This is a genomic window from Leptolyngbya sp. BC1307 (assembly GCF_002286735.1).
Lineage (GTDB): Bacteria > Cyanobacteriota > Cyanobacteriia > Phormidesmidales > Phormidesmidaceae > Phormidesmis.
The window spans coordinates 146,582-170,844 of the sequence record NZ_NRTA01000003.1; the positions used below are offsets into that span (position 1 = coordinate 146,582).

Consider the following 24,263-nt stretch of genomic DNA (forward strand, 5'->3'; position numbering starts at 1 on the left):
GTTATGCTGTAATTGGCAAGTCTATGCTAAAGGAGACGCTTGTACAGCTAGAGACAATGACTAACATGGAAGCGGCCAACTGGTTTCAACAGCAGATCGCGCACTCAGACGAAAATGCTTAGGCGATCGCTCGTGGGCATGTTACCTGTGCTAGTGATGCCAACCGTTTTCTGGCAGAGTAAAGCCAACGTTAGCGGAGCACAACCAGTGCTGAATGCGTATCAAAGTCGGCTATCCAATGTGATCGTCGAAAATGTGGTGGGAACTGTGGGTAGCCTCCTGCCAGATGACCTTGAAGGGTCACGGCATCAGCGCTTCATTATGCGAATGGAGAGCGGGCATACGCTACTGGTCGTGCATAATATCGACCTGGCTCCCAGAGTTAACGGGTTGAAGGTGGGCGATCGCATCACGGTCAAAGGCGAATACGAGTGGAACGAACGCGGCGGCTTAATTCACTGGACGCATCGTGACCCGCACAGCGCTCATGAAGACGGCTGGATTGAACAGGCTAGCGTGCGGTACCAGTAGCGAGTCTCGATAGCGTTGAGCCCAGTAGCCGCACAGCGATTACGTCTCTATGGCCTTGTATGCACTCAGTCAAACGTCTCAAAATCATTGTCTCCTCTAGAGAGACACACAAGACCCTCGAACAGCCAGATAAAGCAGGCGTTCGAGGCTATTCGGTGATTCGGGATGTCGTCAGCAAAGGCGGCGGCGGTCAACCACCGACTGAATGATCGGCAGTTGACCGCTCCATCACCCTGATGGAACCTTGCTATTGCACCCTGACTAGCTGTTGACCAGGCTGCGCTGGCGACGTAGCATCAAAACGCCCACTGCGCCCATGCCAATCAGCGCTGCCGCCGTACCGGGCTCAGGGACTGAGGCAGCATCGTCGTTAACCGCAACAATCTCGCCAGCGGCTACCGGCAATACAGCAAGATATCCGCCCGTGCCATCAACTTCACCAGGGGTACCCGCACCGATGCCAGGCGCAACGGTTAAGCCGTGAAAAACAATCTCGCGGAAGGTGAGCGGCATCAGGTCAGCAGCGGTAAACGGTTCGTCAGTGGTGCGATTGATGCCAAAGATGCTCGGATCGGTCAAATCGAAGACTGTGGTGATGCTAGCGTTGCCGTCTGGGGTGTTGATGGTCTCTAAATGTAAGATGATTGGGCCGTAGACCGGAAGGCCTTCTGCTAGCTCAATAAAGCCATCACCGTCGGTATCTTGGGCAAGTGTAGGCGTCATCGAGTCAGCAACTTCGCCTGCACTGCTGAATAGCCCGTGGATGTGCTGGACGTGACTTTGATTGGGCTCGAGGCCGGTGGCGTTAGTGGTGACAGTGAGCGTTTTCTCATCATCAGACAGGTCAATGAAGACTGTGCCTGAAGCGCCTGAATTGTTGAGCGTATTCACATCGGCTCTAAAGCTAGCAGCTTGAGCGGCAGCAGCTGAAAAGCCGAGCAGTGAAGCGCTGAGTAAGAGAATTCTTGAAAGATATTTCATGGGAAGCAATTTTAGATTTTCAATAGGGGCTAGATGAAAAGATACACCGCCTCTTGATGGCAGAGAGAGGCACTACGACAGATGCGCTCCGTTCGCCAGGTCGTGCCAGTCCTCAGGCGAAGGTAGCCGGAGAAGCTGATGACTTGTCCGGCTAGCGCAGCGATCGCACAGCTGAAAAACTTTGGCAGAGGGTACAACTACCAAGCACGTCTGTATTGTAGTCAGCAATCTCATCTTTAACGGTTCAAAAACTGCTCATTGTTTGCTCATTTGTAAAAGCTCTATCAAAGGTTAGAGGCATCTATCAAAGGTTTGTATGCTGCTTGTAAAGCCGAGACAAACGTCTGTGTTGTTTTCGTGAATTATATAAAATTACCTTGAAATAATTGTCTTGAGGTACCTTCCAGAGACCAGACGCATTGACTTGTCCGCTCCACTTCAGAGGACTATGAATGACACAGCGCATCTGAGGGAGCAATATTTAGACTTGATCGACCATCAGCTGCCCGCTAAAGCCCGGCAGACGGCGATGCCGGTGCGCTTTAACCACTGCTTCGCCAGAATTGTGCTGGATAATTTGTTTGGGGGCTGCTGGTATGGCTATCTCTCGCGTCAGCAGCCTGCCTATAAACAGCTAGATGAAACACAGCTCAAGCAGGCGATCGCCCTGGCTCAGTCTATGCTGCGATCGCCCAAAACGGCTGAGTTACTCAATCAAAACAGCCTGCGCTGGCGAGGCAAGCAGCGTTAACGCAGCGCCATAAGTGCGGATTGGGCGATCGCCATTTCTAAAAGCTTTTCCCTTAGATAGATAATTATTTCCGCTCAGATGCCTTATCTTCTGTATATGATTGCGCTGCCGATAGTGCGTCAGCACCTACAGAGATCCAAAGTTAGCAAGATGCTTAGTAGAGCAACCCAACAGCGGACTTATGCCGCTAAGGTAATGCTGCCCGCTAGATGATGATTGCACCGCAGCCTAGATAAATTAAAGAACAACTTAAAAAACAGCTTTAGTGAGTCAGTTCAAACCTGGGAATCGCGTTCATGAAAATCGCTATTGTTGGATTGCTGCACCACCCGATTGCAGAGCCTTTTGCGGGCGGTATGGAGTCTCATACCTGGTGGCTAGCTAAAAAGCTGATAGAGCGAGGGCACGAAGTCACTTTGTTTGCCAGCGGTGATTCTGATCCTGAGCTAGGGCTAGTGCCCTGCATTGAGCGTGCGTTTGCAACCTATCCTCAGGCCCAAACAGTATCAGGCCGCCAAGCTTGCAATATGTCGGCCTATGCCAGCGCGATCCGACAAATTTGCCAGGGTCAGTTTGACATTATTCATAACAATGCGCTGCATCCCTTCTTACTACTCAGTGCAGCCGATCTGCCGATACCGATGCTGACGGTGTTGCATACGCCCATATATGCAGAGTTAGCTGCCGCCGTTCGCTATGCCGCCGCTCGCAATACGCAGGGTAAGCTAGCTGCTGTTGCCGTTTCTAAGAGTTTGGCGACTGAGTGGCAGTCGCTGATTGCCGCAGACGTTGTTTACAACGGAATTGCAATTGAGAATTGGCCATTTGTCGCTGAGACATCACCGGGTATGGCGCTGTGGTATGGCCGGATTGTGCCGGAGAAAGCTCCCCATCTGGCTCTTCAGGCAGCGCTGAGGGCGGGCTATGCTATTGAGTTTGCAGGGCCAATAGGCGACCAGGTCTATTTTGACTCACAGGTTGCGCCGCTGCTAGAAAGCAGTCAGGTGAGCTATTTAGGCCACCTTTCGCACCCTGAGATTAAACAAGCTCTAGCCAGGGCTAGCGTCTTAGTGAATACGCCGCTCTGGGAAGAGCCCTATGGGTTTGTCTATGCAGAGGCGCTGGCCACTGGAACGCCGGTCGCTGCGTTTGACAGCGGCGCGGCTGGGGAAATTTTAGATTCGCACTGCGGGGTGGTGGTGAGAGAAAAAACGGTTGCAGTGCTGGCTGAGGCGATCGCGGCTGCCGCCCAGCTCTCACGTCAGGACTGCCGGCAGCGAGCAGAAGCTTTTTGTCATATTGACGTGATGATTGCAGGCTACGAACGCCTCTATCGTCAGTTGTTGCAGCGACAGCGACGGCAAGCTAGGCAAGGGTCAAGGCAGAGCGCCAGCACCCTCAGCTCAATGCAGTTGCTAGCGGGCATTGCGACATAGTTGGATTAGCAGATGAAAATTGCGTTCTATCTAAATTTGCAAGGGGCAGGCCACTGTCGGCGGTTTGAGGCGATCGCCCCCCATTTTCCGGCTGACTGTCAGCTCGCGGTGGTGGGAATGGACGGCCCGCCTGCGATCGGCGATGTCGGTCGCCCGGTGGAGCGAGTCAGCGTACCTGGCTATGGGCCGCGATCGCCCAGCCTATTTATGCAGCAGCAGACCCTGCACGACTATCACGACTTTTTGGTCAACCACGGGGACAACGCCGCCTTTACACTGGCGATGGTCTCTTTTTTAAGTCGCTGGCAGCCTGATTTGCTAGTAGCTGACGTGGGCTTAGAAGCATCTATTTTAGGGCGAATGTGCGGTATTCCGGTGGTCTACGGCAGACAGCACGGCAAACGGTGGGACAAAGGCCACATCCTGGCTTATGAGTGGGCCTATTCGCTATGGGCACCATATACAGTGGCGATGGAACAGGCTGACTGCCCGCCGTGGGTGAGAGAAAAGACTTTTTATAGCGGTGGGTTTTGTCGGTTTACCGGTCAGCAAAGAGCTGCGACGGCACCGCCTGGCTACGCTAAAGACAAGCCCAACATTTTGGTAATGACAGGCTTTGGCGGAACGCAGATAACGCCGCAAAAGATGGCGATCGCCGCTGCAGCTACCCCTCACTGGCAGTGGCATGTGCTGGGTTCACACAGGCCGATTGCGGGCGTAAACTGCTACGGGGTAGTTGAGAACGTTTGGCCGTATCTCTGTCATGCGGATCTGGTAGTTGCTAACGCCGGTCACAATTCTACGATGGAGATTGCGGCAGCAGGCGTGCCCACCATTTGCATACCGGCAGCGCGGCCCTTCGCAGAGCAGCAGTGCAAAGCAGAGACGCTCAGCGCGCTGGGGCTGAGTGTAGTTACGCAGACATGGCCAGAGCCGTCACAGTGGCCGGCGCTATGGCAGCGATCGCATCAGCAAGATCACTGCCGCTGGGCACAGTTGCAAGACATAGAAGCGCCGCTGCGAGCCGCTCGCTATATTGCTCAGGTAGCTCAGCGGTGTATGCGGCCAGTCGCACAAAAGGATGCTGTAAAAGCTGCCGGCGCGGCTTAGCTCGGCCAGATCGTCTATGAGGCAGTCGCCTGCTCGGGCAGTCTCATCACTTTGATCTGATTACCGGCTGCGGTCCACTCAATGTAGCCAGCCCTATCAAAAGCAGTCAGCCAGCTAGTCATAGGCCATTCGCCCCAACGCTGGTGAAAGGTGCGAGCGTTGCTGACGATGCTCTCAAAATGCTGCCAGGGGGGGACAGTGCTCCCGTGATACTGGTGAAAGGCGAAGGCATCGGGCACCCAGTAAAGCGGCACTCGCCTCACTCTCGCTTTCCAGGCAAAGTCTGTATCTTCTGCGCCATAGCCCTGATAGCAGTCGCTAAACCCATCCATCCGCTCAAAGAGCGATCGCCGCAGGGCAAAAGAGAGTGACCAAAACAGGCCATAGTTGGGCTCTCGAACCACTGGCGTAATCGGCGAGACCTGGCGCTGCGGATGGAATCGACTCTGCGACATCAGGGCGGGCTCCGTCCAGTAGGTGGCCAGCGGCTTTTGCAGATAGCGGACGTTCGCCATGGTGATGCCCTGCACCTGCTGGGTGCCGCTCTCGTAGGCGGCAATCATTGACTTTGCCGGAATGCAGTCTACATCTAAAAAGATCAGCAGGTCGCCTTTGGCTTTTTTGGCGGCCAGGTTGCGCGCCTGGGCCAGCGGCAAGCCAATGTCCGGGTGCTGATAGCTGTAGTGATGACAGGCAAACGGCCAGTCGGCGAGGGGTGAAGCCGGTTCATTCATGTGAATGACCACGCATTCGTCTGGCAGGCGAGTAGAGCGGGCCAATCCCTGAAGGAGATTACGCAGGTGCGTAGTGCGACCCCGTGTCAGCGTTAAGACCGATATATTCATAAGAACGCTAGCCAAAAGCTATTTGCTGATTGTGCCAGAAGACGCTGCCATTTACATCCACCACAGGCTAGGTTTTTAAAGGAAGGCATGTGGACTGTATCGTCAATGTTGTAGGCAATAGCCAGGGCTTCGCAAAGCTGCTGCGTGGTCTGTTCTCTTTACCGGCTACTCCGCCGTAAAGCTAAGGAACACGCTACCGGTAGCTTCACCCGTCGTCACCGGCACCGTGCCGCTCTCTACATTGCTTAGCGCCGCACTATACCCATAGCCCGCGTCTACCCCCTGCACGACACCTTTACCGCCCTCATCTGCCAGCACCGTCCAAAAGTTGCGGGCCTCAAAGTCAGGCGCAACTGACATCCAGATGCGATCGCTCCCCCCATACCCGCCCACAGTCTCATTGTTAATCGTCAGCTCATCCCGATTGGCAATAGATGCACTCGCCGCGCCGCCAAAGTAAAGGTTGCCACTGGCCCCACCGGCAATGTCACCCAGGCGCATCGCGTTAGCTTTCGTATCGGAGAGGCGCGGAAAGCTCATTTGCGCAGTGACGATCTGCCCCTCGGTGGGCTGCACTCGCGCATAGTAGGGCAGGTGCGCCGAGCCGCTGTTGTGAAGCTGGCTGTACTGATCTATCCGCGACAAGAAGGGGTCTGTTCTTCCATATTGTTCATCTTCGCTCATCGGCTGACCGCGCCAGCGAAAGATAGTCGCTGTGCCCGCACTTTCTCCGCCGATATACAGGTAGCCATCACGCCCCAACGTCACCCGGTACAGCCGCGTATCGGCCACGTTTTGCTTAATTGTTTCGGCGCTGTCACCAAAGAGAGACCACTGCACCGCGCCGGTAAAGTCCAACGCCTCTAATCGGGCGATTTGCACCGGGTTGCGCTTGCCCTTGAGATCGACAAACGACGTGTTGCGAAAACTGGTGACATAGACGAGATTGCGGTCTTCGCCGCAGCCTAATACTTCTACATCGGTCACTTCTGTATAGTCTCTAAATTTTGAGAAAACTTCAGCATTCTCGCTGTTATAGAGGTAAACGGTTTTATCAGCGATCGCCCCCACATTTCCACTCGGCGAAATCGCCACCCGGCTCACCCCATCTAGCGCGATCTCGCTGAGCACTTCACCACTGGCCGCATCTAGCCGCAGCACTTTGTTCTTGGTGGCGATCGCCAGCTCACCTTCCCCATCAAACGCCAGATCGCTAATTTCATCCGGCAGGTCTACCTGTTGCCCTCGATCACCCGTTGCCGGGTTTACCCAGTAGAGCGTTGATCCGCTGTCAGTATTGACAGCTGCGATCGCCCCCTTTCTCGTCATCACCACATCGACACCGCGCTCTCCCGGTAACGCTACGCTCGCAGTCAGATCCACATTGGTGCTATAGCTGCTCGATTGCGAAGTCACCGCCGGATCGAGCAGACAGACAGATGCGCCGTCATCGGCCAGGGTCGGTAGGGCTTTAGCGGTCACTTGAGAAGTTGCCCCCTGAGAATCTGCCCCGCAGGCTGAGATCGAGAGCACCGCACCGCCTGCCATCAGCAGACACACAGATCGCCAAGTCATAGATCGGCAGGATAGTAAAGCCATGGTTGCGACAGCACTTGCGGCTGAGAGGTCAGGTCTACCCCTAGCCTATAATGTTGTGAGAGCACCCACTGTTTAGTCTATGTAAGGAGATTGGTATGGGACTTTTTGATCAGGTAATGGGCGCGATCGCTGACCCCCGACGTCAGGCCAGCGCTGGCCAAATGACCCAGATTTTGGGCGATGCCAAGCAAGCCGCTCAGCAAAACAACGCTGACTCAAGCAGTATGCAGCAGGCGATGTCTGTCATTGGCGGGTTCGTGCGCTCCTCACTGCAAGAAAAGCGCCAAACGCGAGGGGATGAAGCCGCCCAGTCTCTGATTGATGAAGGCGCAGCCAATGGCGCAGCCGTGATTCCGCACCTGTTTAACAGCGCCCAGCTGACTGAAATGATCGCAGCGGTCACCCAAAAGACCAACCTCAACGCCAATCAGGTGCAGGGCATCTTGCCGATGGTGATCCCGCTGGTGATGCGTTTTCTCAGCGCAGGCAATACCAAGCAAGGCGCACCCAGCCCCGGTAACAATCCGATTCTGACCGCCTTTCTAGACGGTGATGGCGATGGCGATGTAGACATGGGCGACGTGATGGGCATGGCCGGTAAGTTCATGTAATACCGGCTCTCTGTAACATCGGATGTGACACCCAACAAATCAAATCCCCTCCGAGGAGGGGCATCCGACCGGCAAAACTCTCTACAAAATCTGCGATAAGAACGCTTTGCTTCTCTCTTCTGTCGGATTGTTGAAAAAGGCGTCGGGCGTATTCTCCTCAACCAGCACGCCGCCATCCATCAGCACCACGCGGTCGGCAACTTCTCGGGCAAAGCCGACTTCGTGGGTAACGCAGACCATCGTCATGCCGTCTTTGGCCAGGTTTCGCATTACATCGAGCACTTCGCGCACCATCTCAGGGTCGAGCGCTGAAGTGGGTTCGTCAAACAACATCACTTTGGGCTGCATAGCCAGAGATCGGGCGATCGCCACCCGCTGCTGCTGCCCCCCCGATAGTTGACCAGGAAACTTATTCGCCTGCTCCGCAATTCCGACCCGGTCTAATAAACGCAGAGCAATTTCTTCGGCTTTGGCCTTAGGCCAGCGGCGCACCCAGATTGGGGCCAACGTCACATTCTGCTGCACCGTCAAATGCGGGAACAGATTAAACTGCTGAAACACCATACCCACCTCACGCCGCACCGCCTCAATATCTTTGAGATCGTTGGCAATGCGCACGCCGTCAATTTCAATACTGCCTTCCTGATAGGGCTCTAGCGCGTTAAAGGTGCGGATAAAGGTTGATTTGCCCGAACCTGATGGCCCCATTACCACCACCACTTCGCCTTTGTACACATTCATGCTCACCCCTTTGAGCACGTGAAAGCCATTGTCATACCACTTTTGTACGTCTTTCGCGACAATCACCGCCTCAGAACCCACAGAGTTATCGGACGTTACAGGCACTCGCATTTCGGACTGAGTCATGGGTGAGGTTCCTCTTAAAGGATAAAAAATAATAAAGACGTAGGCCGAGCGTAGCCGTAGGCTTGCCTTTTCGCAGAGTAGCCTACCGCAGGTCAGTATTCAGCGCCGACTCAATCTGGCGACTGCCGTAGCTCATGGCATAGCAAAATACCCAGTAAATAGCCGCAATGAAGATATAAGCTTCCTTGTAGTCGCCCAGATATCTGGGACTAGCCAGCAGGTTTTGGGTAATGCCCAACAGCTCTACTAGTCCGACAATGCCCAGCAGCGTCGTGTCCTGAAACAAACTAATAAACTGCCCGACAATCGCCGGAATCGCTGTCTTGAGTGCCTGTGGCAAAACAATTAAAGCGGTGGTTAGCGGCTTATTCAACCCCAAAGACTGCGCTGCTTCAGCCTGCCCTCGGGGGACCGCCTGCAAACCGGCCCGCACGTTTTCAGCTAAGTAGGCCGCACTAAAAATGGTCAGGCCGATAATCGCTCGCACGATCCGATCAGGCCGCACCCCTACCGGCAAAAACAGGGGAATCAGCACCTGACCCATAAACAAAATAGAAATCAGCGGCACACCCCGAATCAGCTCAATATAGGCGACCGAAAGAGCCTTGACAACAGGCAGCTTGCTCTGCCGCCCTAAAGCCAACAGCACGCCCGCCGGAAAGCATAGCGCGATCCCACTCACTGCCAATAGCAGCGTCAGGGTCAAACCGCCCCAGCTGTTGGTCGAAATATTTTTCAGGCCAAAATCTAGTCCTAGCAAGTAGGGCAATCGCCACAGCACCTGATAGACCACAACAAAGCCCACCAGGGATAAGACAACTTTGCTGATCCATTCAGGGATCTTAGGCACAGAGACCCGCTGCGCTAGCTGCCACCCGGCTACAATGCTGCCCCCGAGCATAATCACAATGCTGTAGAACAAACTCGGGCTAATCGTACCTCTGCCAAAGAAGGGGCCACCGCCGAGCAGATAGAGCGCCACAAAATAAGAGACAAACCAGGCAGCTGAAATCCACTTAGCAGCGCCCGAAACCTGCCGCCCAATTCTCTGGCCGCCTGCTGCCCCGGCGACGAGCAGCAGCAGCGCGCCAAGGATGTAGAGCGCGTAAGATCGGGTCATCGGGACGAGGATAAAGAAAAGCGCGATCGCCCCCAGCCCAATCAGCACATTGCGGCTAAACAGCTGCTTTTGGTTGCGGGCCAGCACGCCCCAACTCAGCCCCGCTAACGCCATGATGATGCCCAACACTGACCAGATTCGCCAGTAAGATTCAGGCGGGTACAGCCCGGTCATAAAGTTGCCGAAGTTATCAGCCACCACCGACCAGTTAGCCTGAGTAAAGGCCCAGGTCAGCATATTGAAAAGGGCCGCGCCCAGCACGACGGCCAGCACAGCCGTCAGAATGCTGTTGGCCCAGCTATTGAATAAATGCTTGCGAGTCCAGGCAATGGGCCCTGGCTGATGGGCTCTCGGTGCGCCGCGTTCTATCGGCCTCGAACTTGTAGTCGCCACGGTTTAGCGCTCCTTAAATTGGACGGCATTGTTGAGCTGATTCATATTAAGAGAAATCAGCAGGTTGAGCGTGAGATAGGTCGCCATCATCACCAAGAAGACTTCAATCGGTCTGCCTGTTTGGTTAAAAGTGGTGTTCGCAACCGAGTACAAATCTGGGTAGCCCACCGCAAAGGCCAGACTGGAGTTTTTCGCCAGGTTGGCAAATTCACTGTTCAAAGGCGGAATAATAACCCGCAGCGACTGCGGAAACACCACTAGCTGCATCGCTTGGCCATTGCTCAGGCCCACCGAACGAGCAGCCTCCCACTGCCCCCGCGAGACCGACTGAATGCCCGCTCGCACAATTTCTGCAATAAATGCCCCGGTATAAAAGGTTAAGCCGGTCAGGGCAGCAGCATATCGGGTCGAAATTTCCATGCCGCCCGTGACGCCGCCACCTTCTGTTACGGTTGGCGGCGTCCAGTTAAAGGCAAATATCACAATGGCAACAGCTGCGATCGCCAGCACTATCATTCCAATCAAAAATGGCTTGCCGTCTTGTCCGGCATCCATCATGGCTTTCAGCCGCAGTCGCCAGAGCACAAAGAAGGCGATCGCCATCACCACCAACGCCACTATCCACAGCCCTGCCGGATTGGTAAACAGCGCCAGCACACCCCCTTTAAAGAACAGCCTATCTTCTGCCGAATTACTAAACAGCAGATAATAATTCACTACCAGCACGCCCGCAATCAGCGCAGCATTGCCAATCCGCGAGATCCAACCTGATAGCCCCGCTGCAAAGCGCCCCTCCCGAAACGTACTCATAGCACGCCACAGCAGACCAAACAACAGCATCGACAGAGCCACCAGCATCAGACCTACCCAGACCTCATTCGGCAGCCCAGGCCCGATCAAATTCACATTGTTGTTATTGATTACCATCCAGGCATTTTCTGAGCTAGGAAACACAATCTGGTTTTCTCGCCTAGGCGCTGCTAGAAAAACCGCAAAGTACCAAAAGAACAGCTGCAGCAGCAGCGGCACATTCCGCACCAGCCCGACATATACCCGGCTGATTTTATGCACCAGCCAGTTGTCAGAAAAGCTCGCCACCCCAGCCGCGATGCCGACGATTGTCGCTGTTATCACCCCAGCCGCGACTAACCGTAAGGAGTTGACAATACCGGTCTGAATGACTTTTGTGTAAGAATCTTGAGCGGTGTAGCCTATCAAGTCTTCGCCCACGGCAAAGCTCGCTGGGTTTTTAAGGAACCCAAAGCCAAACGCAATCCCGCTGCGGGCCATATTGCTGGTGAGATTGCCAAACAGATAAGAGAAGACGGCCCCGACGACCACCACTAAAATCACCTGAAGGGCTATCTGCCAAAATCTTTCGTCCCGCAGCAGAGCTCGCAGGCCAGAGGCAGATCTAGAAGGGGTTCTTGCCATAATTTTTTGTTTTGATCGGTACGCCTCGCAGTTGAGACAGCTTTTGCCTGTAGGCCCGGTATTTCACCACTATGCCAGGATACCCAGACGGATTCGGTCGGCATTTTTACAATCCGCCTACCTATTCCCGCGTGAGGGCGATTGATGTTTACTTATCATAAGCCTTTAGCCGCAATCACTTGAGCCGACATAAAACACAGCGCCCAGGTTGTTATCTAATTTAATAGATAACAACTAATAGATACAAAAAGAGCGCGGGCAGCTGAACTGGTCAGCAACCTGCGCTCTCATAGGCTCTCAAGTTTTGAGCGAGTAGCTCTCGTAGCAGCCAATCACTAAGCGATATTAGTAAATGACCTGCCGGTGCCTCTTAGCGGAACGGCGGAGAGTACATCAAGCCTCCATCGCTCCACAGCGCATTCTGGTCGCGAGGCAGCTCAAACGGCGAATCTGCACCCAGGTTGCGCTCAAAGATCTCGCTGTAGTTACCGACAGCTGCAACCGCCCGCGCCGCGAAGTCATTGGGTAGGCCCATATCTTCGCCCAGAGTTCCCTCAGCGCCTACAAAGCGCAGAACGTTAGGATCTTCACTGGAAGCAGCTTCACCAATGTTTTCGGAGGTCAGCCCCAGTTCTTCCGCTTCAATGAGCGCAAAGGTCACCCACTTAACGGTGTCAAACCAGGCGGAGTCATTGTTGACCGTTACCGGTCCTAAGGGTTCTTTAGACATGGTGACATCCAGCAACTCATGCTCATCAGGATTACTCAACGTGCTGCGACGAGCCACCAGCTGAGATCTATCGGAGGTCATGCCCTCGCAGCTACCGGCCTCGTAGGCAGCGTAGGCAGCATCAGCATCCTGGAAGGTCTGCGGCGAAAAGGTCACGCCCAGTTCACGCATCTGGTCAGTCAGGTTAAGCTCGGTGGTCGTGCCGGTCTCTACACAGACCGATCTGCCTTCAAAGCCTTCTAGATCGGTAATACCTGAGTCGGCGCGCACCAGCATCCCCTGACCGTCGTAGAAAGTTGTCGGAGCAAACTCCATGCCAACTGAGGTATCGCGGCTGATTGTCCAGGTAGTGTTGCGAGCAAGCATGTCCACTTCGCCACCCTTGAGCGCTTCAAATCGCTCGGTGGAGTCTAAGTCGCGATATTCTACGGCCTCTGGGTCGTCAAATAGGGCAGCAGCAACAGCCTTACAGGTGTCTACATCTAACCCGGAGTACGCGCCGTCTTCAACAAAGCTAAATCCAGGAATACCACCGTCTACTCCGCAGACGAGCGTGCCGCGATCTAGCACGGTCTGTAAGCGGCTACCGCTAGCGGCTACGCTTTCCGTCCCATCTCCTTGAGTTACTTCATTGCCGCCCGGTGCGCCACAGGCTGCTAGCGGCAAAACGCCCATACCTAACGCAACTATCAAAGCCCACTTTTTCATACCAAACCTCACGCAATCCTAAAGAAGAGAAATATGCTCAATGGGATCAGCTGAACATCCCTAAGAAATCAATTTCAAGAGATCAATCTGCGGCTATCTGAAAATCAATAGCCAATTAGTTCAGGTTGAACAAACTATCGAGAGCCCTTATGCATAGGGCTCTCTGGCAGATTGCCGACCACACTGAGCAACAATTGCGCTCAACCTTATCACTTTTTTTACAGAGAAAATCAGTGCTTCCTGAAAGTTGTCTAGGGACAGGAGCGAGTTCGGACGGCTGAGGCGATTTGTTCGGCCTGTGAAAGATCGCAAGCAGCGGAGCAGCCTGCCGCTGCAACAAGTGCTGAAGCGATCGCCAAAGAACAGTCACACAATCGGCCTATGATTGCTGAGATATCTCCCGAATTAGCGGAATTCGGGTATTGATGTAGTTACTGACGGTCGGTAGATTGCAAGGATCAAACGTAGGGTCAGATTGCAGGGAGTCTACGAGCGATCGCATCAAACTGCGGTCGTCTAAGCTTGAAATTCTATGGGTGGGGAAAGACTCAACAATTGACCAGAGCTGGCGGAGGAGACTGACATCCATATAAAACCTTTATATTTTTTTTAGGTTTAACCCGAATCGATAGGGCTTCGCTATGAAGCTGACTTTAAAACACCCTTCTTAATAGCAGTGTGATCAAATCTTCACAACACTTTATCTGCAAAAACTATTAAATTATTCTAAAGATACGGCAAACCTGTAAAAGCGACAATCCGGTTCTACAGGTTTCTGCCTAAAGGAGTAAGCCGTTACGACAGTAGACAGTCGAGTGAGGCGATCGCCCCGCCAGTCGTCTGCCCGCTAACGCTAAACACTAGCGATTCTCCATATACTCGCTGAGCCGGATGGCCAAGGGCATTGGCAGCGCCGCTGGTAGCAATCACGGCGGCTTGGGCGCAGCGATTCATCAAGGCAATGGCCTGGCCTCGCAGCGCTATTTTTTGGCTGTAGGCAGCTTCGCCCAGTGTCAAGGCGGCAGCGGCGGCTGTCTTCAACTGGTCGAGCTGGGCGGTGAGCTGGCAGGTGATGTCGTGGTCGATCTGTCGGCGTGAGAGCGATCGCACCAGCACATCAATCCCGGCTTGAGTGCAGCCAAAGATCAGCCCCAGTGGACTGAGGGGATAGTGGCGATCGCGCTGGGCTATCCACCCGGCGGGGCGATGGGCTACCATCTGGTCGTCTGCCAAAAACCAGTCTTCTATCCGTATCTTTACCGTGTTGGTGCTGGCCATGGCAGCGATCGCCATCGGCTCATGCACAGTCATCTGGCCGCGATCATCCGCGCTGCTCACGAGCGGCAGCAGCCCAAATACTGCCTCCCCGCTCTCTAATACTGCCGCGCCAATAAATTCTTCAAACAGCCCCGCTCCGGTCACCCAGGGCACCTCGCCACGCAGTTGATAGCCCCCAGGCACGGGTTGCGCCGTCAGCGGTGCGGGCTGACGGCGCAACTGTGAGAACCCCACGCCTACCCGCCTTTTTCCAGTTGCCATCGCTGGCAAATAGGCCTGTCGCAGCGCTTCATTCTCACTAGACAGCAATAAGCTCGCCGCGCTCTGATGCTGAGTTTGCAAAAAAGCGAGCGCTCCAGAATGGCGGGCTACTGCGCTCTGAAACTGCCAAAATGCCTGAGTATCTAGCCCAAGTCCGCCCAGCGCTGTAGGGATCTTAGGTATTAGTAGCCCCTGCCGCCCCAACGCCCAAAATGTCTCAAATAGCAGCGCCGACTCTTGATCCAACTGATGGGCTATGGGCACCACCTTCTCAGCGAGATAATCTTTTAAGGTTGGGTAGGCAGCTGTAACCGGATGCACCATGGGCTAGTTAGTCAGGGAGTGGGTTAATCAGTAATCATTATCCCAAACTGTTTCAGACTATGTTGACACGTCGTCTGTTTGAGCGCTGTCTGTTTGAGCACTGTCTGTTTGAGCGCTGTCTGAGCTAGGGGCGATCGCCCACTGCACAACCGGCCATCCCGCCCCCGTCAGCCCTCGAATAATCCGCGCTTCTGGGGCAAAAATCTCACCCACCTCTGGCGTAAAGACAACAAATAAAGGGTGAGGAGTTTCTGTGCCTTCTGCGAGTAGATGCTTATGCCGTCTGGGCATGAGCCACTCTACACCCTGACCCAGCTCTACCTGCGTTTGCCGCCAGCGGCTAAGAACGTCAGAGAGGTCTTCTCCTGGCCGCTGAATAAACAGCACAATTTCGATGCCAGTTTTAATCTTCCACTCCGGGTCGCACATCATCAGCGCGACATCACAGGGCAAAGGGCGAATCCGGTAGCTCGTATCGATGACACCGCCCATCTCAGCAACCTCGCGGCTGCGGATATTGGGCAGCGGTAGGGTCACCATGCTCTCTTGAGGGCGGCGCACGCTGGGCAGCGCTTCAAAATAAGGCCGATGCAGCTTCAGCACAGAGAGCATGCCCTCATAGTGGCAGCAGTCTGCCAGCAGCTCTTCGTAAGCAATGCGTCTACTCTGCTGCTCTGCTTCAAACTCGCCCATAATGATAGCTACCAACCACTCAGCTCAGTGGATTAGTTCAACGGCGTTAGTTTGCCCAGAGACTCGCTCACCTCGACCCGGCTGCCGTTGGCAAAGTCCCAGCCAGAGAGCGCCTTTTTGCCGGCGGGCTTTACCTCAGACAGCAGCAGGTGACCGCTACCCGTCTGGATGACGGGGCCGTAGTTTTTGATTATGGCAACCACCGTGCCGGGGGGGAGGCTGTCTGTAGATTCGTCAAGCGATCGCGCATAGAGTGCAGGCAGGTCCACAAATTCTGCCGGTAGCTGCGACCAGTAAGCTTCGCCCAAAGGCACAGTCGCCATCACTTTGAGCGCCTGCTCTCGAAACTGCGTCACGCTATGGGGATAAAAGCCTCGCACCTGATTGTGCAGCGCTTCAGCGCTTCTGTCCCACTTCAGTAAATAGTCATCTTTTTTGATCAGCGGTGCGTAGGTGGCTCGCTCATCTGCCTGCGGTACCGGGCGAATCATCTGCTGCTGGAGCTTTTGCAAGGTGGCTGGCAGCAGGGCCGCGCTGAGCTGAGAGAGCTTTTCGGCGACCTGCCAGGCGTTGTCTAGTAAACCCATCGAGATCGTTTCTTTCATCAGCATCGGGCCAGTATCCATGCCCGCATCCATTTGCATAGTGGTCACGCCGGTTTCGGCCTCACCGTGGTAAAGACACCATTGAATCGGCGCCGCGCCGCGATAGGCGGGCAAAATTGAGCCGTGGGCGTTAACGCAGCCTAAGCGCGGCATGGCTAGGATCTCCTGCGAGAGAATTTGGCCATAGGCAATCACGACAAAGGCATCGGCTCTGAGGGCCTTGAGCTGTGCCAGGGTCTCGGCATCTTTTTTGATGCGTTCGGGTTGCCAGACCGGGCATGCCTTGTCTTTGACGGCGGCTTTGACCCCTGAGGCCGTGACTTTGCCGCCCCGTCCCCGGCGTTTATCTGGCTGGGTAACAACTGCTAGCACCTCAAAATCTGAATGAGCTAGCAGCCGCTGTAGGCTAGGCACCGCGAACTGAGGCGTGCCAAAAAAAACTATTTTCATCCGAGCTACGGTGTCCTTAATCTATAGCGTTGGTCACTTGGCTTCAATACAGCAACGCAGGCAAAACCTTTGCATAACAACAGGCCAAGTGACTCGCGTTACCCGAATGCATCCGGGTAACGCTATGTCTTTCGCTAGCGGGTGTCTACAAAAATTTCGATGCGGCGGTTGCGCTGCCTGCCAACGGCATCGTCGTTGCTTGCGACAGGCTGAGACTGACCGCCGCCTAGTGCCACCCAGCGGTACTCTCCGGGTAAGGCTGTTTCTAAGAAGTCGCTGAGGGCACTGGCTTGGGCGAGGGTGTAGTCGCGGCTGGCGATCGCCCCTGCCTGATTGTCGCTGTAGCTGCGAATCAGAATACTGGCTTCAGGATAGTTCACCAGCTGATCGAGCACCTGCTCAAGCGGGGCCGCGTCTTTGATAGCGCTTTGACCCGGCGCAAAGAGAGCGTCGCTAGGCAAGATAATTTTGAGCTTGGCAACCTCTAGCAGGTCTTCACCGGGGTCTTGAGGGACGGGATCGTAGCTGGGCTCAACCTGAGGGCGGGGCGGTGGATCGATGGCTGCTCGCAGAGAGTTAATGCGGCTTTCAATCTCTGTGCCCCGGTAGGGGGGCCTGCCCAACCGTTCTTCTAGGGCCTGAAGGCGACGGTCAAGCGTGATGACTTCCGTTTCGATGCTGTTGAGTTCGTCGACCAGCGGCTGCTTTTCTAGAGGCGGCAGGTCAATCGGCGTGAGTACGGGCCCGGTCTCAGGTAGCGGGATCGCTTCAATGCGAATTTCGGCAGTAGGGGACTGCCACAGCTGAGGGAAGTGCCACAGCCGCGAAGTCAGGCGGCTAGATTTGCGCAGTAGGGCTTCTTGTAGAGGCGGTTTGGCAAAGTTGCCGGGAGCTATCTGCGCAACCATCAGCCCCAATAGCCAGGCGGCGGTGATGGCCCCGCAGAGGGCAGCGACGTGAGCGATCGCGCTGTAAGGCTGCTTCTCCCAAAATCGCGGTGGCGGCGGGGCGAGGGGCGGAACGGCGACATCTGCGGGGGAATAGACACCGGGCGTTTCTTTAGGACTTGCGGGCGGACTGCCAGGGTATTGGGGAGCACTGGCAGCGGGCTGAGAAAAAGGTGAATCAAAGGGCGAATCGGCGCTCTGATAGTCATCAAAGCCTCGGCTCAAGCTAGGCCGCGCTGTGTGAAAGGCTGACGGGCGCGCCGCTGATCCGGGCACGTCTGCGTTAATTTCAGACCCATCTGATGCCAGCTCGTCTACCACAAACCAGTCTCCTATTAGTCACCTTACTCATAATAGCTCCAGCCCTCCCAAGGGCTGACTTCAATGACGCCGCGCTCTGTGAAAACTACCCGATAGTCAACCGATGGCGCTGCTGCTGGCGCGGATTCTACCAGGCTTGCCAGCGGCGTCTCATCAATGGCGGCAACCGCATCCTGGCCCAGCGGTTCGTAGCCAGTGATAGTGCCATCTTCGGTAATGCGCACCCGGTAAGCCGCTGAGTCGCTGCCAACCCTGGGCTGCTCACGGTTTTCTACCAAGGTACGCCTGAGCTGGTCATTCAGCGTTGCGACTTCTGCCGAACTAGGCGGGGTAGCAGGCGATGGGGCTGGGGCTAAGGGCTGGGCCGCTACCGGTTCTCGCGCTGGCTCAGCAGTTGCTCTGTCAGTTGCGCTATCGGTCGGCGCTGGGGTAGCAGGTTCAATTTCTGACGTATCTTCTGGCTCATCTACGGCTTCTGAGGCTTCTGGCTCAGTCGGCAGTGCAGCAACATCGGGCGTAGCTGGTTCGTCAGTTGGTGGCGCGTCGGCACTGGCACCATCGACAGGGCGAACTTCGGCAGCACTGTCGGGGCGGCTATCTAAAGCAGGGTCGCGCATTTTTGGCAGGGGCAGCAAGCCGATAGCCAGGGTGGCAGCGATTAACCCACCAATACCTAAAATGGCAGGCTTAACGCGATCGCTCAGCGGCACTTCAGGATGGACAAATCGGCGAGATAAGGGGGTCAGGGCTGGCAATAGCTCCGGCAGCGTCTGGCTGTCGCTAAAAAATTGATTGACCGCCTCAGTCAGGTCAAATAGCTGCACGGTCGAGAGCTGAATATCCAGGGCGCGGCCATCGCTGGGCATTCCCATGTCAATAATCTCAGGCTGCACAACCAGGTGATGATAGGGGCCATCGCCCGGATTGATATGCACTAGCAGGGGGTCGCCTTCCATCACCTGCGGATGGGCAAAACCGCCCAGCACTTCTTGAGCGTACTGGCTGACCGCCCGCACCAGCGCAGCAAAAAAACTGTAGCCACCGTTGAGCGACTTCTCCTGACCACTGATCTGACATTCTGCGTTCACTAGCAGTGACATCACAGCTTCGCTGCCTGGCCCCGCATCCGTACTCAACCCATCTAAGACCAAGCTGCAGTTGGGCAGTTGGTACTGTCGCCGAATCGTCATGACACTTCTCCGTCAAAAAGACTGACCCAAAGCCGATCTGCCCCATCTGTACCCGTACAGAACAGCAGCTTGGTCAACATTTCAATCGCTAGCTCATCCAGCTTTTCGTCCGTGCTGTAGGCCATTACCCCAGATCGCTTTGCATTCATCCGCGCCCGAAAGTGAGAGCGAAAGCGAGACAGGTACTCCGACAGCCGAAAGTGATGCTCGTAGGAAAGGCCCTGATCGCTCAGTTGCTGATAGCCCAGCAGCAGCTGACGAATTAGCACCGTCAGCCGTCGGGCCAAAAAGCAGGTGATCAGCACCAGTGCTTTACCCTCTGCCAAAGCCATTGGCTGCCGCTGACTAAAACGACGCAGCGGATTACGGCTGCGCAACAGCCACAGATTGACGCGGCCGCGAATCACCTCGTCTAGCCCCAGCTCCTTAGCCGAAGTCAGCATGGCCTCCGCGCCACCGAGATCGAGCGCCTCAATCGCGAGCAAAAGCAGGTCAATCTGCGTTTTTGCTCGCCTGGAGCATTCGTTGGCAACCCCTGCAGGCGTGATCAGCCGCTCAATCGGCTGCGGATCAGAGGGTTGGGCGGTAGGGAGACTCTGTACTTGCATACGTTGGCGACTATTCACTCAGAGGTCTTATCAAAACATATTTCATGGACATTGAGGGATCGCCCGCCAAAATAGATAAATATTGACTTTGGCATTGACTTTGGCCCTGGTTCGGGTCTCAGCTAAAGATGCCCCTCAGTGCTATGTTCCTCTAAAAGTTGCCCGAAACGCTACCGTTATACAACAATCTCTCTTGATTTGAGCGCTGAAGCGGTGCCAGTCATCTAGCCGACTGAGATGCTATGAGCGACTTTTAAACTATCTAAAGCAGGTCCTACTAAAGCAGATCCAAATCAGACTCTTCAGACCAGACTGTCCAAATCCTATCTGAATTGTTCAATCAGCCATTGGCCATCCTGGCGAACCAGATCGTAGCCAATAGTGACGACATCATCGGTGTAAGAGTACTGATCAACGCGCTGGCCTGCCTCGTAAAACGTCGCTGATTCTGTGACTTCTGCCTCTACCGAGAGCTGGTCGGCATCCGTCGCATCTTCTGGCTCTACCGATAGCACCTTCACGTCGCCATGCGTATAGTCTACATACCAGTCATCTGCTTGTGCTGTCTGTACTTTGCCTTGCGAGCGACTCAGCGCCGACCCTGTTAAAACATCTTCTAGTCCACTGCTATCGTAGTCGCTAGCGTAGGCTGCCTGCTTAGTCTCAAGCCACTGGGTAATGGTCGTCTCGGCAATGCCAGCGGCATCCGCCGGAGAGGGGGCAGCAGCGGCATCTGGCGATTCCGTTTCGATGGGCGGCTGATTGATCTCAATATCCAGCGGTTCGCCCTCTATTTCAGGACTGCTGCTGCTGCCCAATAGACCAATCACGCGCATGGCCAAAATGCCCGCTAGCCCTAAACAAAGCAAACCCGCCAAGATCACAGCAGCGAGCCGACCCCATTTAGGAGAAGGCCGGCGACTGCGGCGCGCTCTCAGGGCAGTCCCGCCAACCGAATCAGTGTTTTCTCGGCTGCGGGCCGGTGGCTCTGACTGGTCAACCGAATTCCCTACCAACTGACCGGACGGCGATAGCTGCGAAATCTTCTCGGCAACGCTGGACAGATTAGCGGTCTGGCCTAGCCCGGTAACATTGCTAGTCACATTGCCGGTGCCGCTGGATGAGAAGGGGCGATCGCCCGATCCCATCTCTCTCCCTGGCTTACCTAAAGTGAAAGGACCTTCATAGGTAGGATCGGACTCCGCAGGCGCGCTAGATTGGCCGAAGCTAGCAGCCGTGAGGGCAGGGCTGGCAGCGCTCCGCTCTGAAAATGTCTCCCGCTCAGTTTCTTGGCTGGACTGTGCCCAGGACGACTGCCGGTTACTGCGCTCATTGGCCAGCGGCAGATTTTCTAAAAACGTCTGTACCGAGCTGTCGGCAAAGTAGTCCTTCAGGGTTGCGGGTGCTTGATCCAGGTCGCGAAAAAACGGAAAGACCTCTTGCTGCAGCCAGTTTTCGGCATACAGGCAGAGCCCCGGCAGCAGATCGGGCGATCCCTGAGAGTGCTCACGGATAAAAGCTAACGGTTCATACTCCTGGGAAAGCTCCAGCGCCCGGCTGGCTTCTTCCGTTTGGCCCAGCAGCACAGCGCAAACGGCCTGCTCCAAATGCACATCCTGACGGCCACTCAGCCGCAGCAGCATTTGTTTAGCCCGGCGAATCAGCGCCGGTTGATGCTGGGCAAAGCCCCGTGCGAGCAGCGCATAAACCGCCAGATAGGTGCCTACCGCTGAAGGGCGCTGGGCCTCAGCCTCAAAAACTTCTTGTTGTTCAGCGGCGGTCAGGTAGCCCCGCAATTGCTGCACAAATCTAAGAAAATCATCGACCCCCAAGCCAGAGAGGTCGTCATCTGCGCCATCAATGCCGCCGCGATCCTGCAGCATTCCTCGCAGCAGATTGACTCCTTCTTGTCTGGGCTGCTTTTGCTCTAGCGGGCGGGCAATCAGCTCCAAACAGCGATAGGGCCTCAGCTTATAGAGGTCAGACTGAATTTCAGCCCGCAGCACAGGAAAAAGGTCTTCTCGCAGCAGCAGCTCTCGGCCCGTTTCTAAAGATTCGGCGGCGTGCTCGTAGTGATTTTGCTGCCATTCTTCACGGCCTAGCTCCAGGCAGGCAACGGCCAGGCTCAAAATAATGTCAGGCAGCGCTGGCTGCGCTTTGAGCTGCTGCCCCTCGGGAGTGCTGTCGTCGCGCTTTAGATGGGCCCGGCCCAACCGCAGAACGAGTTCGTATTCGCCCAGCTCTAGCAAAATCAGCAGTCCGCCGACGAGCTGATGATCTTCAATCTCAATACTTGGGACATGAGCATCCAGGTCTTCGGTCTGGCCAGCGCCTTGAGCCAAGCTTTGACTCAGGCTTTTAGAGGCGGCTAAAAACTCCTGGTCATACTCGGCTCGGCGCATGCTGTCGCCCAAGACGCTGTAAGCCAGATCAATGAGCTGACGGCGCGACTCAATGGCCAGCTCTGAGTACTCCCGTCGGGGAACCTGGAGGGTGCGATCGCGGTGCGACTGCTTGAGCTGCTCAGCGGTCGCCTGAATCGGCAGTCCTAGAATTCGATAATAGTCCAGCGGAATTCGCACTCTTTGTATCCCCAGCCATTGAACCAATCTTTTACTTAACTCATGGAGACCGCCATCCCCAATGGTGACCGCTTTCGCGGCAATGCTGCGCTACGGCTGATTTTGCGTCTGCTGTGCTGCTGCTGTTTGCGCTGAGCCAAATCGCTTTTGCTTATCGGCTCACGCTCAGCTGTATCCATAATCGCTATCAAACGTAGCGTATTTCAAGGCTGAAGCTCAATAAATAAACGCTCTATAAAACAGCGCATCTACTTATTATTATCTGTGATCATCTACTAATAGTTAGATGGAGGCGGGTATATCGTCAAATAAGCAGTGAAATCTGGGCGTTGGCATAGCTTCAAACGTACCGTCTGATTTGTCAAGCCGCCGCCGACAAGGTTTCCCATAGACTCCTTATCCATAGGCCCCTGTAGACCGACGGACGCAAACCCCAGACGGGCTACTGACGGCCTACCAAAGTTTACAGCAACAGTCTTGATCTAGCTGCCAGTAAGTGTTCGGACTGATCAGTATTAGGGCGAAGAAACTACTATGATTGAGCTAGCTTGGTTAAGCAAATATTAAGCGCTGAACTCGGCATCGTAAATTACTTGCGAACTCCGTTTCAAATGAGGCAACTGTCACGCTCGACGAGTCACTCTTGTAGAGACTAACGGCGTAGAGACCAACGGCAGCCGATCAGCTCAAGTCAGCTTTGATGTCATCAGCAAATGGGTCATGAAAATGGGTCGTGAGAAATGGCATGATAGTTTGCTTGTTTGGCAGTTTGAGCGAATAATCAATATTTGGCACAGCAGATTTAAGGACAAAAGGGACACAAACCTATGGTTCAGGAAAGACCACTGCCGACCTTTCAGTCGGCCTCTCCCCAGGTGACGACTGGCGAGGGCCTGACGATCTATGAAGACATGGTGCTGGGGCGCTACTTCGAAGACAAGTGCGCTGAACTGTATCAGCGAGGCAAGGTCAAAGGGTTTGTGCACCTGTACAACGGGCAAGAGGCAGTTTGCTCGGGTGTAGTCAAGGCGATGCGCGCCGATGACTACGTCTGCAGCACCTACCGTGACCACGTTCATGCGCTCAGCGCTGGGGTGAGTGCGCGGGCAGTGATGGCCGAGCTGTTTGGCAAGGAGACTGGCTGCAGTAAGGGGCGGGGTGGCTCTATGCACATATTCTCCAAAGAGCACAATATGCTGGGCGGCTACGCTTTTATTGGGGAAGGCATTCCGGTCAGCTTGGGCGCGGCTTTTCAAACTCGCTATCGCCGCGAGGCGATGGGCGATGCTAGTGCTGACCAGGTGACGGCGTCTTTCTTTGGTGACGGGACGACTAATAACGGTCAATTTTTTGAATGCTTGAACATGGCGGCACTGTGGAAGCTGCCGATTATCTTTGTCGTAGAAAATAACAAGTGGGCGATTGGCATGGCCCACGAGCGGGCGGCCTCGCAGCCCGAAATCTATAAGAAGGCCAGCGTTTTTGGCATGCCTGGCTATGAGGTCGATGGGATGGATGTGCTGGCCGTGCGGGCAGCGGCTAAAACGGCTGTCGAGCGGGCCCGCGCTGGCGAAGGGCCAACGCTGCTAGAGTGCCTGACCTATCGCTACCGGGGACACTCGGTGGCTGACCCGGATGAGCTGCGATCGCCCGATGAGAAAAAGCTGTGGCGCGATCGCGATCCGATCAAACGATTTGAAGCCTACCTGCTAGAGCAAGACCTCGCCAGCGAAGCCGACCTCAAATCCATCCGCAGCAAGATCACCGAGGTTGTAGAAGACGCCCTCACCTTTGCCGAAGAGAGCCCAGATCCGAATCCTGCCGATCTCTACAAATATATCTTCGCCGAAGACTAAGCTGCCCGCGTCTTTAATTTCGTAAATTTTCA

The 24,263-nt window shown here is 55.0% G+C and carries 22 protein-coding genes; 7 read left to right on the plus strand and 15 right to left on the minus strand.

Annotated features, from left to right (window positions below; translation table 11 throughout):
- The first annotated feature begins 138 nt into the window (after positions 1–138).
- Both CKL79_RS03205 and CKL79_RS23035 read left to right on the plus strand, forming a co-directional pair.
- Complete coding sequence (locus CKL79_RS03205; protein ID WP_240518629.1) at positions 139–531, plus strand: DUF3465 domain-containing protein; 393 nt, start codon at positions 139–141, stop codon at positions 529–531.
- Positions 532–590: 59 nt separating this feature from the next.
- Positions 591–740, plus strand: a complete 150-nt coding sequence (locus tag CKL79_RS23035) for a hypothetical protein (protein WP_170943948.1) — start codon at positions 591–593, stop codon at positions 738–740.
- 52 nt (positions 741–792) lie between these two features.
- Here the strand turns inward: CKL79_RS23035 and CKL79_RS03210 are convergent, their stop codons facing one another.
- Positions 793–1,512, minus strand: coding sequence for a CHRD domain-containing protein (locus CKL79_RS03210; protein WP_121968137.1), 720 nt, complete (start codon positions 1,510–1,512; stop codon positions 793–795).
- 448 nt (positions 1,513–1,960) lie between these two features.
- On the opposite strand from CKL79_RS03210, the gene CKL79_RS03215 reads away from it, so the two are divergent.
- From CKL79_RS03215 to CKL79_RS03225, 3 genes are all read left to right on the plus strand, one after another.
- Entirely contained in the window at positions 1,961–2,263 is a 303-nt protein-coding gene (locus tag CKL79_RS03215) for a hypothetical protein (RefSeq protein ID WP_121968138.1), read from the plus strand.
- A gap of 296 nt (positions 2,264–2,559) precedes the next feature.
- The gene (locus tag CKL79_RS03220; protein WP_121968139.1) at positions 2,560–3,699 is read left to right on the plus strand and encodes a glycosyltransferase; all 1,140 of its coding nucleotides are present in this window, start codon (positions 2,560–2,562) and stop codon (positions 3,697–3,699) included.
- 12 nt (positions 3,700–3,711) lie between these two features.
- Positions 3,712–4,809, plus strand: a complete 1,098-nt coding sequence (locus CKL79_RS03225) for a glycosyltransferase (protein ID WP_121968140.1) — start codon at positions 3,712–3,714, stop codon at positions 4,807–4,809.
- 14 nt (positions 4,810–4,823) lie between these two features.
- Here CKL79_RS03225 and CKL79_RS03230 read toward each other — a convergent pair whose 3' ends face one another.
- Entirely contained in the window at positions 4,824–5,654 is an 831-nt protein-coding gene (locus CKL79_RS03230; protein WP_121968141.1) for a glycosyltransferase, read from the minus strand.
- Positions 5,655–5,819: 165 nt separating this feature from the next.
- Positions 5,820–7,229 carry a hypothetical protein gene (locus CKL79_RS03235; RefSeq protein WP_141242139.1) on the minus strand — a complete coding sequence of 470 codons (1,410 nt, stop codon included), beginning with the start codon at positions 7,227–7,229 and terminating at the stop codon, positions 5,820–5,822.
- A 119-nt stretch (positions 7,230–7,348) separates the two neighbouring features.
- On the opposite strand from CKL79_RS03235, the gene CKL79_RS03240 reads away from it, so the two are divergent.
- Complete coding sequence (locus tag CKL79_RS03240; RefSeq protein ID WP_121968143.1) at positions 7,349–7,864, plus strand: DUF937 domain-containing protein; 516 nt, start codon at positions 7,349–7,351, stop codon at positions 7,862–7,864.
- Positions 7,865–7,945: 81 nt separating this feature from the next.
- Here CKL79_RS03240 and CKL79_RS03245 read toward each other — a convergent pair whose 3' ends face one another.
- The 12 genes from CKL79_RS03245 to CKL79_RS03295 form a co-directional block, all read right to left on the minus strand.
- Positions 7,946–8,731, minus strand: coding sequence for an amino acid ABC transporter ATP-binding protein (locus CKL79_RS03245; protein WP_170943949.1), 786 nt, complete (start codon positions 8,729–8,731; stop codon positions 7,946–7,948).
- A gap of 82 nt (positions 8,732–8,813) precedes the next feature.
- Positions 8,814–10,244, minus strand: a complete 1,431-nt coding sequence (locus CKL79_RS03250; protein ID WP_240518616.1) for an amino acid ABC transporter permease — start codon at positions 10,242–10,244, stop codon at positions 8,814–8,816.
- A 3-nt stretch (positions 10,245–10,247) separates the two neighbouring features.
- Positions 10,248–11,678: an ABC transporter permease subunit gene (locus tag CKL79_RS24325; RefSeq protein ID WP_121968144.1), complete on the minus strand. Its 1,431-nt coding sequence runs from the start codon at positions 11,676–11,678 to the stop codon at positions 10,248–10,250.
- A gap of 370 nt (positions 11,679–12,048) precedes the next feature.
- A complete protein-coding gene (locus tag CKL79_RS03260) occupies positions 12,049–13,116 on the minus strand; it encodes an amino acid ABC transporter substrate-binding protein (protein WP_170943950.1) in 1,068 nt (355 codons plus the stop codon).
- 379 nt (positions 13,117–13,495) lie between these two features.
- Positions 13,496–13,705, minus strand: coding sequence for a hypothetical protein (locus CKL79_RS22835; RefSeq protein WP_141242140.1), 210 nt, complete (start codon positions 13,703–13,705; stop codon positions 13,496–13,498).
- A 206-nt stretch (positions 13,706–13,911) separates the two neighbouring features.
- Entirely contained in the window at positions 13,912–14,979 is a 1,068-nt protein-coding gene (locus CKL79_RS03265; protein WP_121968145.1) for an acyl-CoA dehydrogenase family protein, read from the minus strand.
- Between the two features lie 57 nt (positions 14,980–15,036).
- Positions 15,037–15,672 carry a hypothetical protein gene (locus CKL79_RS03270; protein WP_121968146.1) on the minus strand — a complete coding sequence of 212 codons (636 nt, stop codon included), beginning with the start codon at positions 15,670–15,672 and terminating at the stop codon, positions 15,037–15,039.
- Positions 15,673–15,704: 32 nt separating this feature from the next.
- A complete protein-coding gene (gene fmt / locus CKL79_RS03275) occupies positions 15,705–16,727 on the minus strand; it encodes a methionyl-tRNA formyltransferase (protein ID WP_121968147.1) in 1,023 nt (340 codons plus the stop codon).
- Positions 16,728–16,861: 134 nt separating this feature from the next.
- On the minus strand, positions 16,862–17,995 hold the full coding sequence (locus tag CKL79_RS03280) for an OmpA family protein (protein ID WP_121968148.1): 1,134 nt from the start codon (positions 17,993–17,995) through the stop codon (positions 16,862–16,864).
- A gap of 23 nt (positions 17,996–18,018) precedes the next feature.
- Entirely contained in the window at positions 18,019–19,185 is a 1,167-nt protein-coding gene (locus CKL79_RS03285) for a DUF4335 domain-containing protein (RefSeq protein ID WP_121968149.1), read from the minus strand.
- Positions 19,182–19,793 (minus strand): DUF3038 domain-containing protein, encoded by a 612-nt coding sequence (locus tag CKL79_RS03290; RefSeq protein WP_121968150.1) that lies wholly within the window; start codon positions 19,791–19,793, stop codon positions 19,182–19,184. The genes CKL79_RS03285 and CKL79_RS03290 overlap by 4 nt, the downstream gene beginning before the upstream one ends.
- Positions 19,794–20,116: 323 nt before the next feature.
- Positions 20,117–22,375, minus strand: coding sequence for an IMS domain-containing protein (locus CKL79_RS03295; RefSeq protein WP_121968151.1), 2,259 nt, complete (start codon positions 22,373–22,375; stop codon positions 20,117–20,119).
- An 827-nt stretch (positions 22,376–23,202) separates the two neighbouring features.
- Between CKL79_RS03295 and pdhA the strand changes: the two genes are divergently transcribed.
- Positions 23,203–24,231, plus strand: a complete 1,029-nt coding sequence (gene pdhA, locus CKL79_RS03300; protein WP_121968152.1) for a pyruvate dehydrogenase (acetyl-transferring) E1 component subunit alpha — start codon at positions 23,203–23,205, stop codon at positions 24,229–24,231.
- The last annotated feature ends 32 nt before the right edge of the window (positions 24,232–24,263 follow it).

Excerpts from the sequence above, each read along its gene's own strand:
- CKL79_RS03215 (WP_121968138.1), top strand. The coding sequence starts at position 1,961 with ATGAATGACACAGCGCATCTGAGGGAGCAATATTTAGACTTGATCGAC.
- CKL79_RS22835 (WP_141242140.1), bottom strand. The coding sequence starts at position 13,705 with ATGGATGTCAGTCTCCTCCGCCAGCTCTGGTCAATTGTTGAGTCTTTC.
- CKL79_RS03290 (WP_121968150.1), bottom strand. The coding sequence starts at position 19,793 with ATGCAAGTACAGAGTCTCCCTACCGCCCAACCCTCTGATCCGCAGCCG.
- CKL79_RS24325 (WP_121968144.1), bottom strand. The coding sequence starts at position 11,678 with ATGGCAAGAACCCCTTCTAGATCTGCCTCTGGCCTGCGAGCTCTGCTG.
- CKL79_RS23035 (WP_170943948.1), top strand. The coding sequence starts at position 591 with ATGCACTCAGTCAAACGTCTCAAAATCATTGTCTCCTCTAGAGAGACA.
- CKL79_RS03260 (WP_170943950.1), bottom strand. The coding sequence starts at position 13,116 with ATGAAAAAGTGGGCTTTGATAGTTGCGTTAGGTATGGGCGTTTTGCCG.
- CKL79_RS03235 (WP_141242139.1), bottom strand. The coding sequence starts at position 7,229 with ATGACTTGGCGATCTGTGTGTCTGCTGATGGCAGGCGGTGCGGTGCTC.
- CKL79_RS03285 (WP_121968149.1), bottom strand. The coding sequence starts at position 19,185 with ATGACGATTCGGCGACAGTACCAACTGCCCAACTGCAGCTTGGTCTTA.
- CKL79_RS03240 (WP_121968143.1), top strand. The coding sequence starts at position 7,349 with ATGGGACTTTTTGATCAGGTAATGGGCGCGATCGCTGACCCCCGACGT.
- CKL79_RS03245 (WP_170943949.1), bottom strand. The coding sequence starts at position 8,731 with ATGACTCAGTCCGAAATGCGAGTGCCTGTAACGTCCGATAACTCTGTG.
- CKL79_RS03265 (WP_121968145.1), bottom strand. The coding sequence starts at position 14,979 with ATGGTGCATCCGGTTACAGCTGCCTACCCAACCTTAAAAGATTATCTC.
- CKL79_RS03210 (WP_121968137.1), bottom strand. The coding sequence starts at position 1,512 with ATGAAATATCTTTCAAGAATTCTCTTACTCAGCGCTTCACTGCTCGGC.
- fmt (WP_121968147.1), bottom strand. The coding sequence starts at position 16,727 with ATGAAAATAGTTTTTTTTGGCACGCCTCAGTTCGCGGTGCCTAGCCTA.
- pdhA (WP_121968152.1), top strand. The coding sequence starts at position 23,203 with ATGGTTCAGGAAAGACCACTGCCGACCTTTCAGTCGGCCTCTCCCCAG.
- CKL79_RS03220 (WP_121968139.1), top strand. The coding sequence starts at position 2,560 with ATGAAAATCGCTATTGTTGGATTGCTGCACCACCCGATTGCAGAGCCT.
- CKL79_RS03225 (WP_121968140.1), top strand. The coding sequence starts at position 3,712 with ATGAAAATTGCGTTCTATCTAAATTTGCAAGGGGCAGGCCACTGTCGG.
- CKL79_RS03230 (WP_121968141.1), bottom strand. The coding sequence starts at position 5,654 with ATGAATATATCGGTCTTAACGCTGACACGGGGTCGCACTACGCACCTG.
- CKL79_RS03205 (WP_240518629.1), top strand. The coding sequence starts at position 139 with ATGTTACCTGTGCTAGTGATGCCAACCGTTTTCTGGCAGAGTAAAGCC.
- CKL79_RS03270 (WP_121968146.1), bottom strand. The coding sequence starts at position 15,672 with ATGGGCGAGTTTGAAGCAGAGCAGCAGAGTAGACGCATTGCTTACGAA.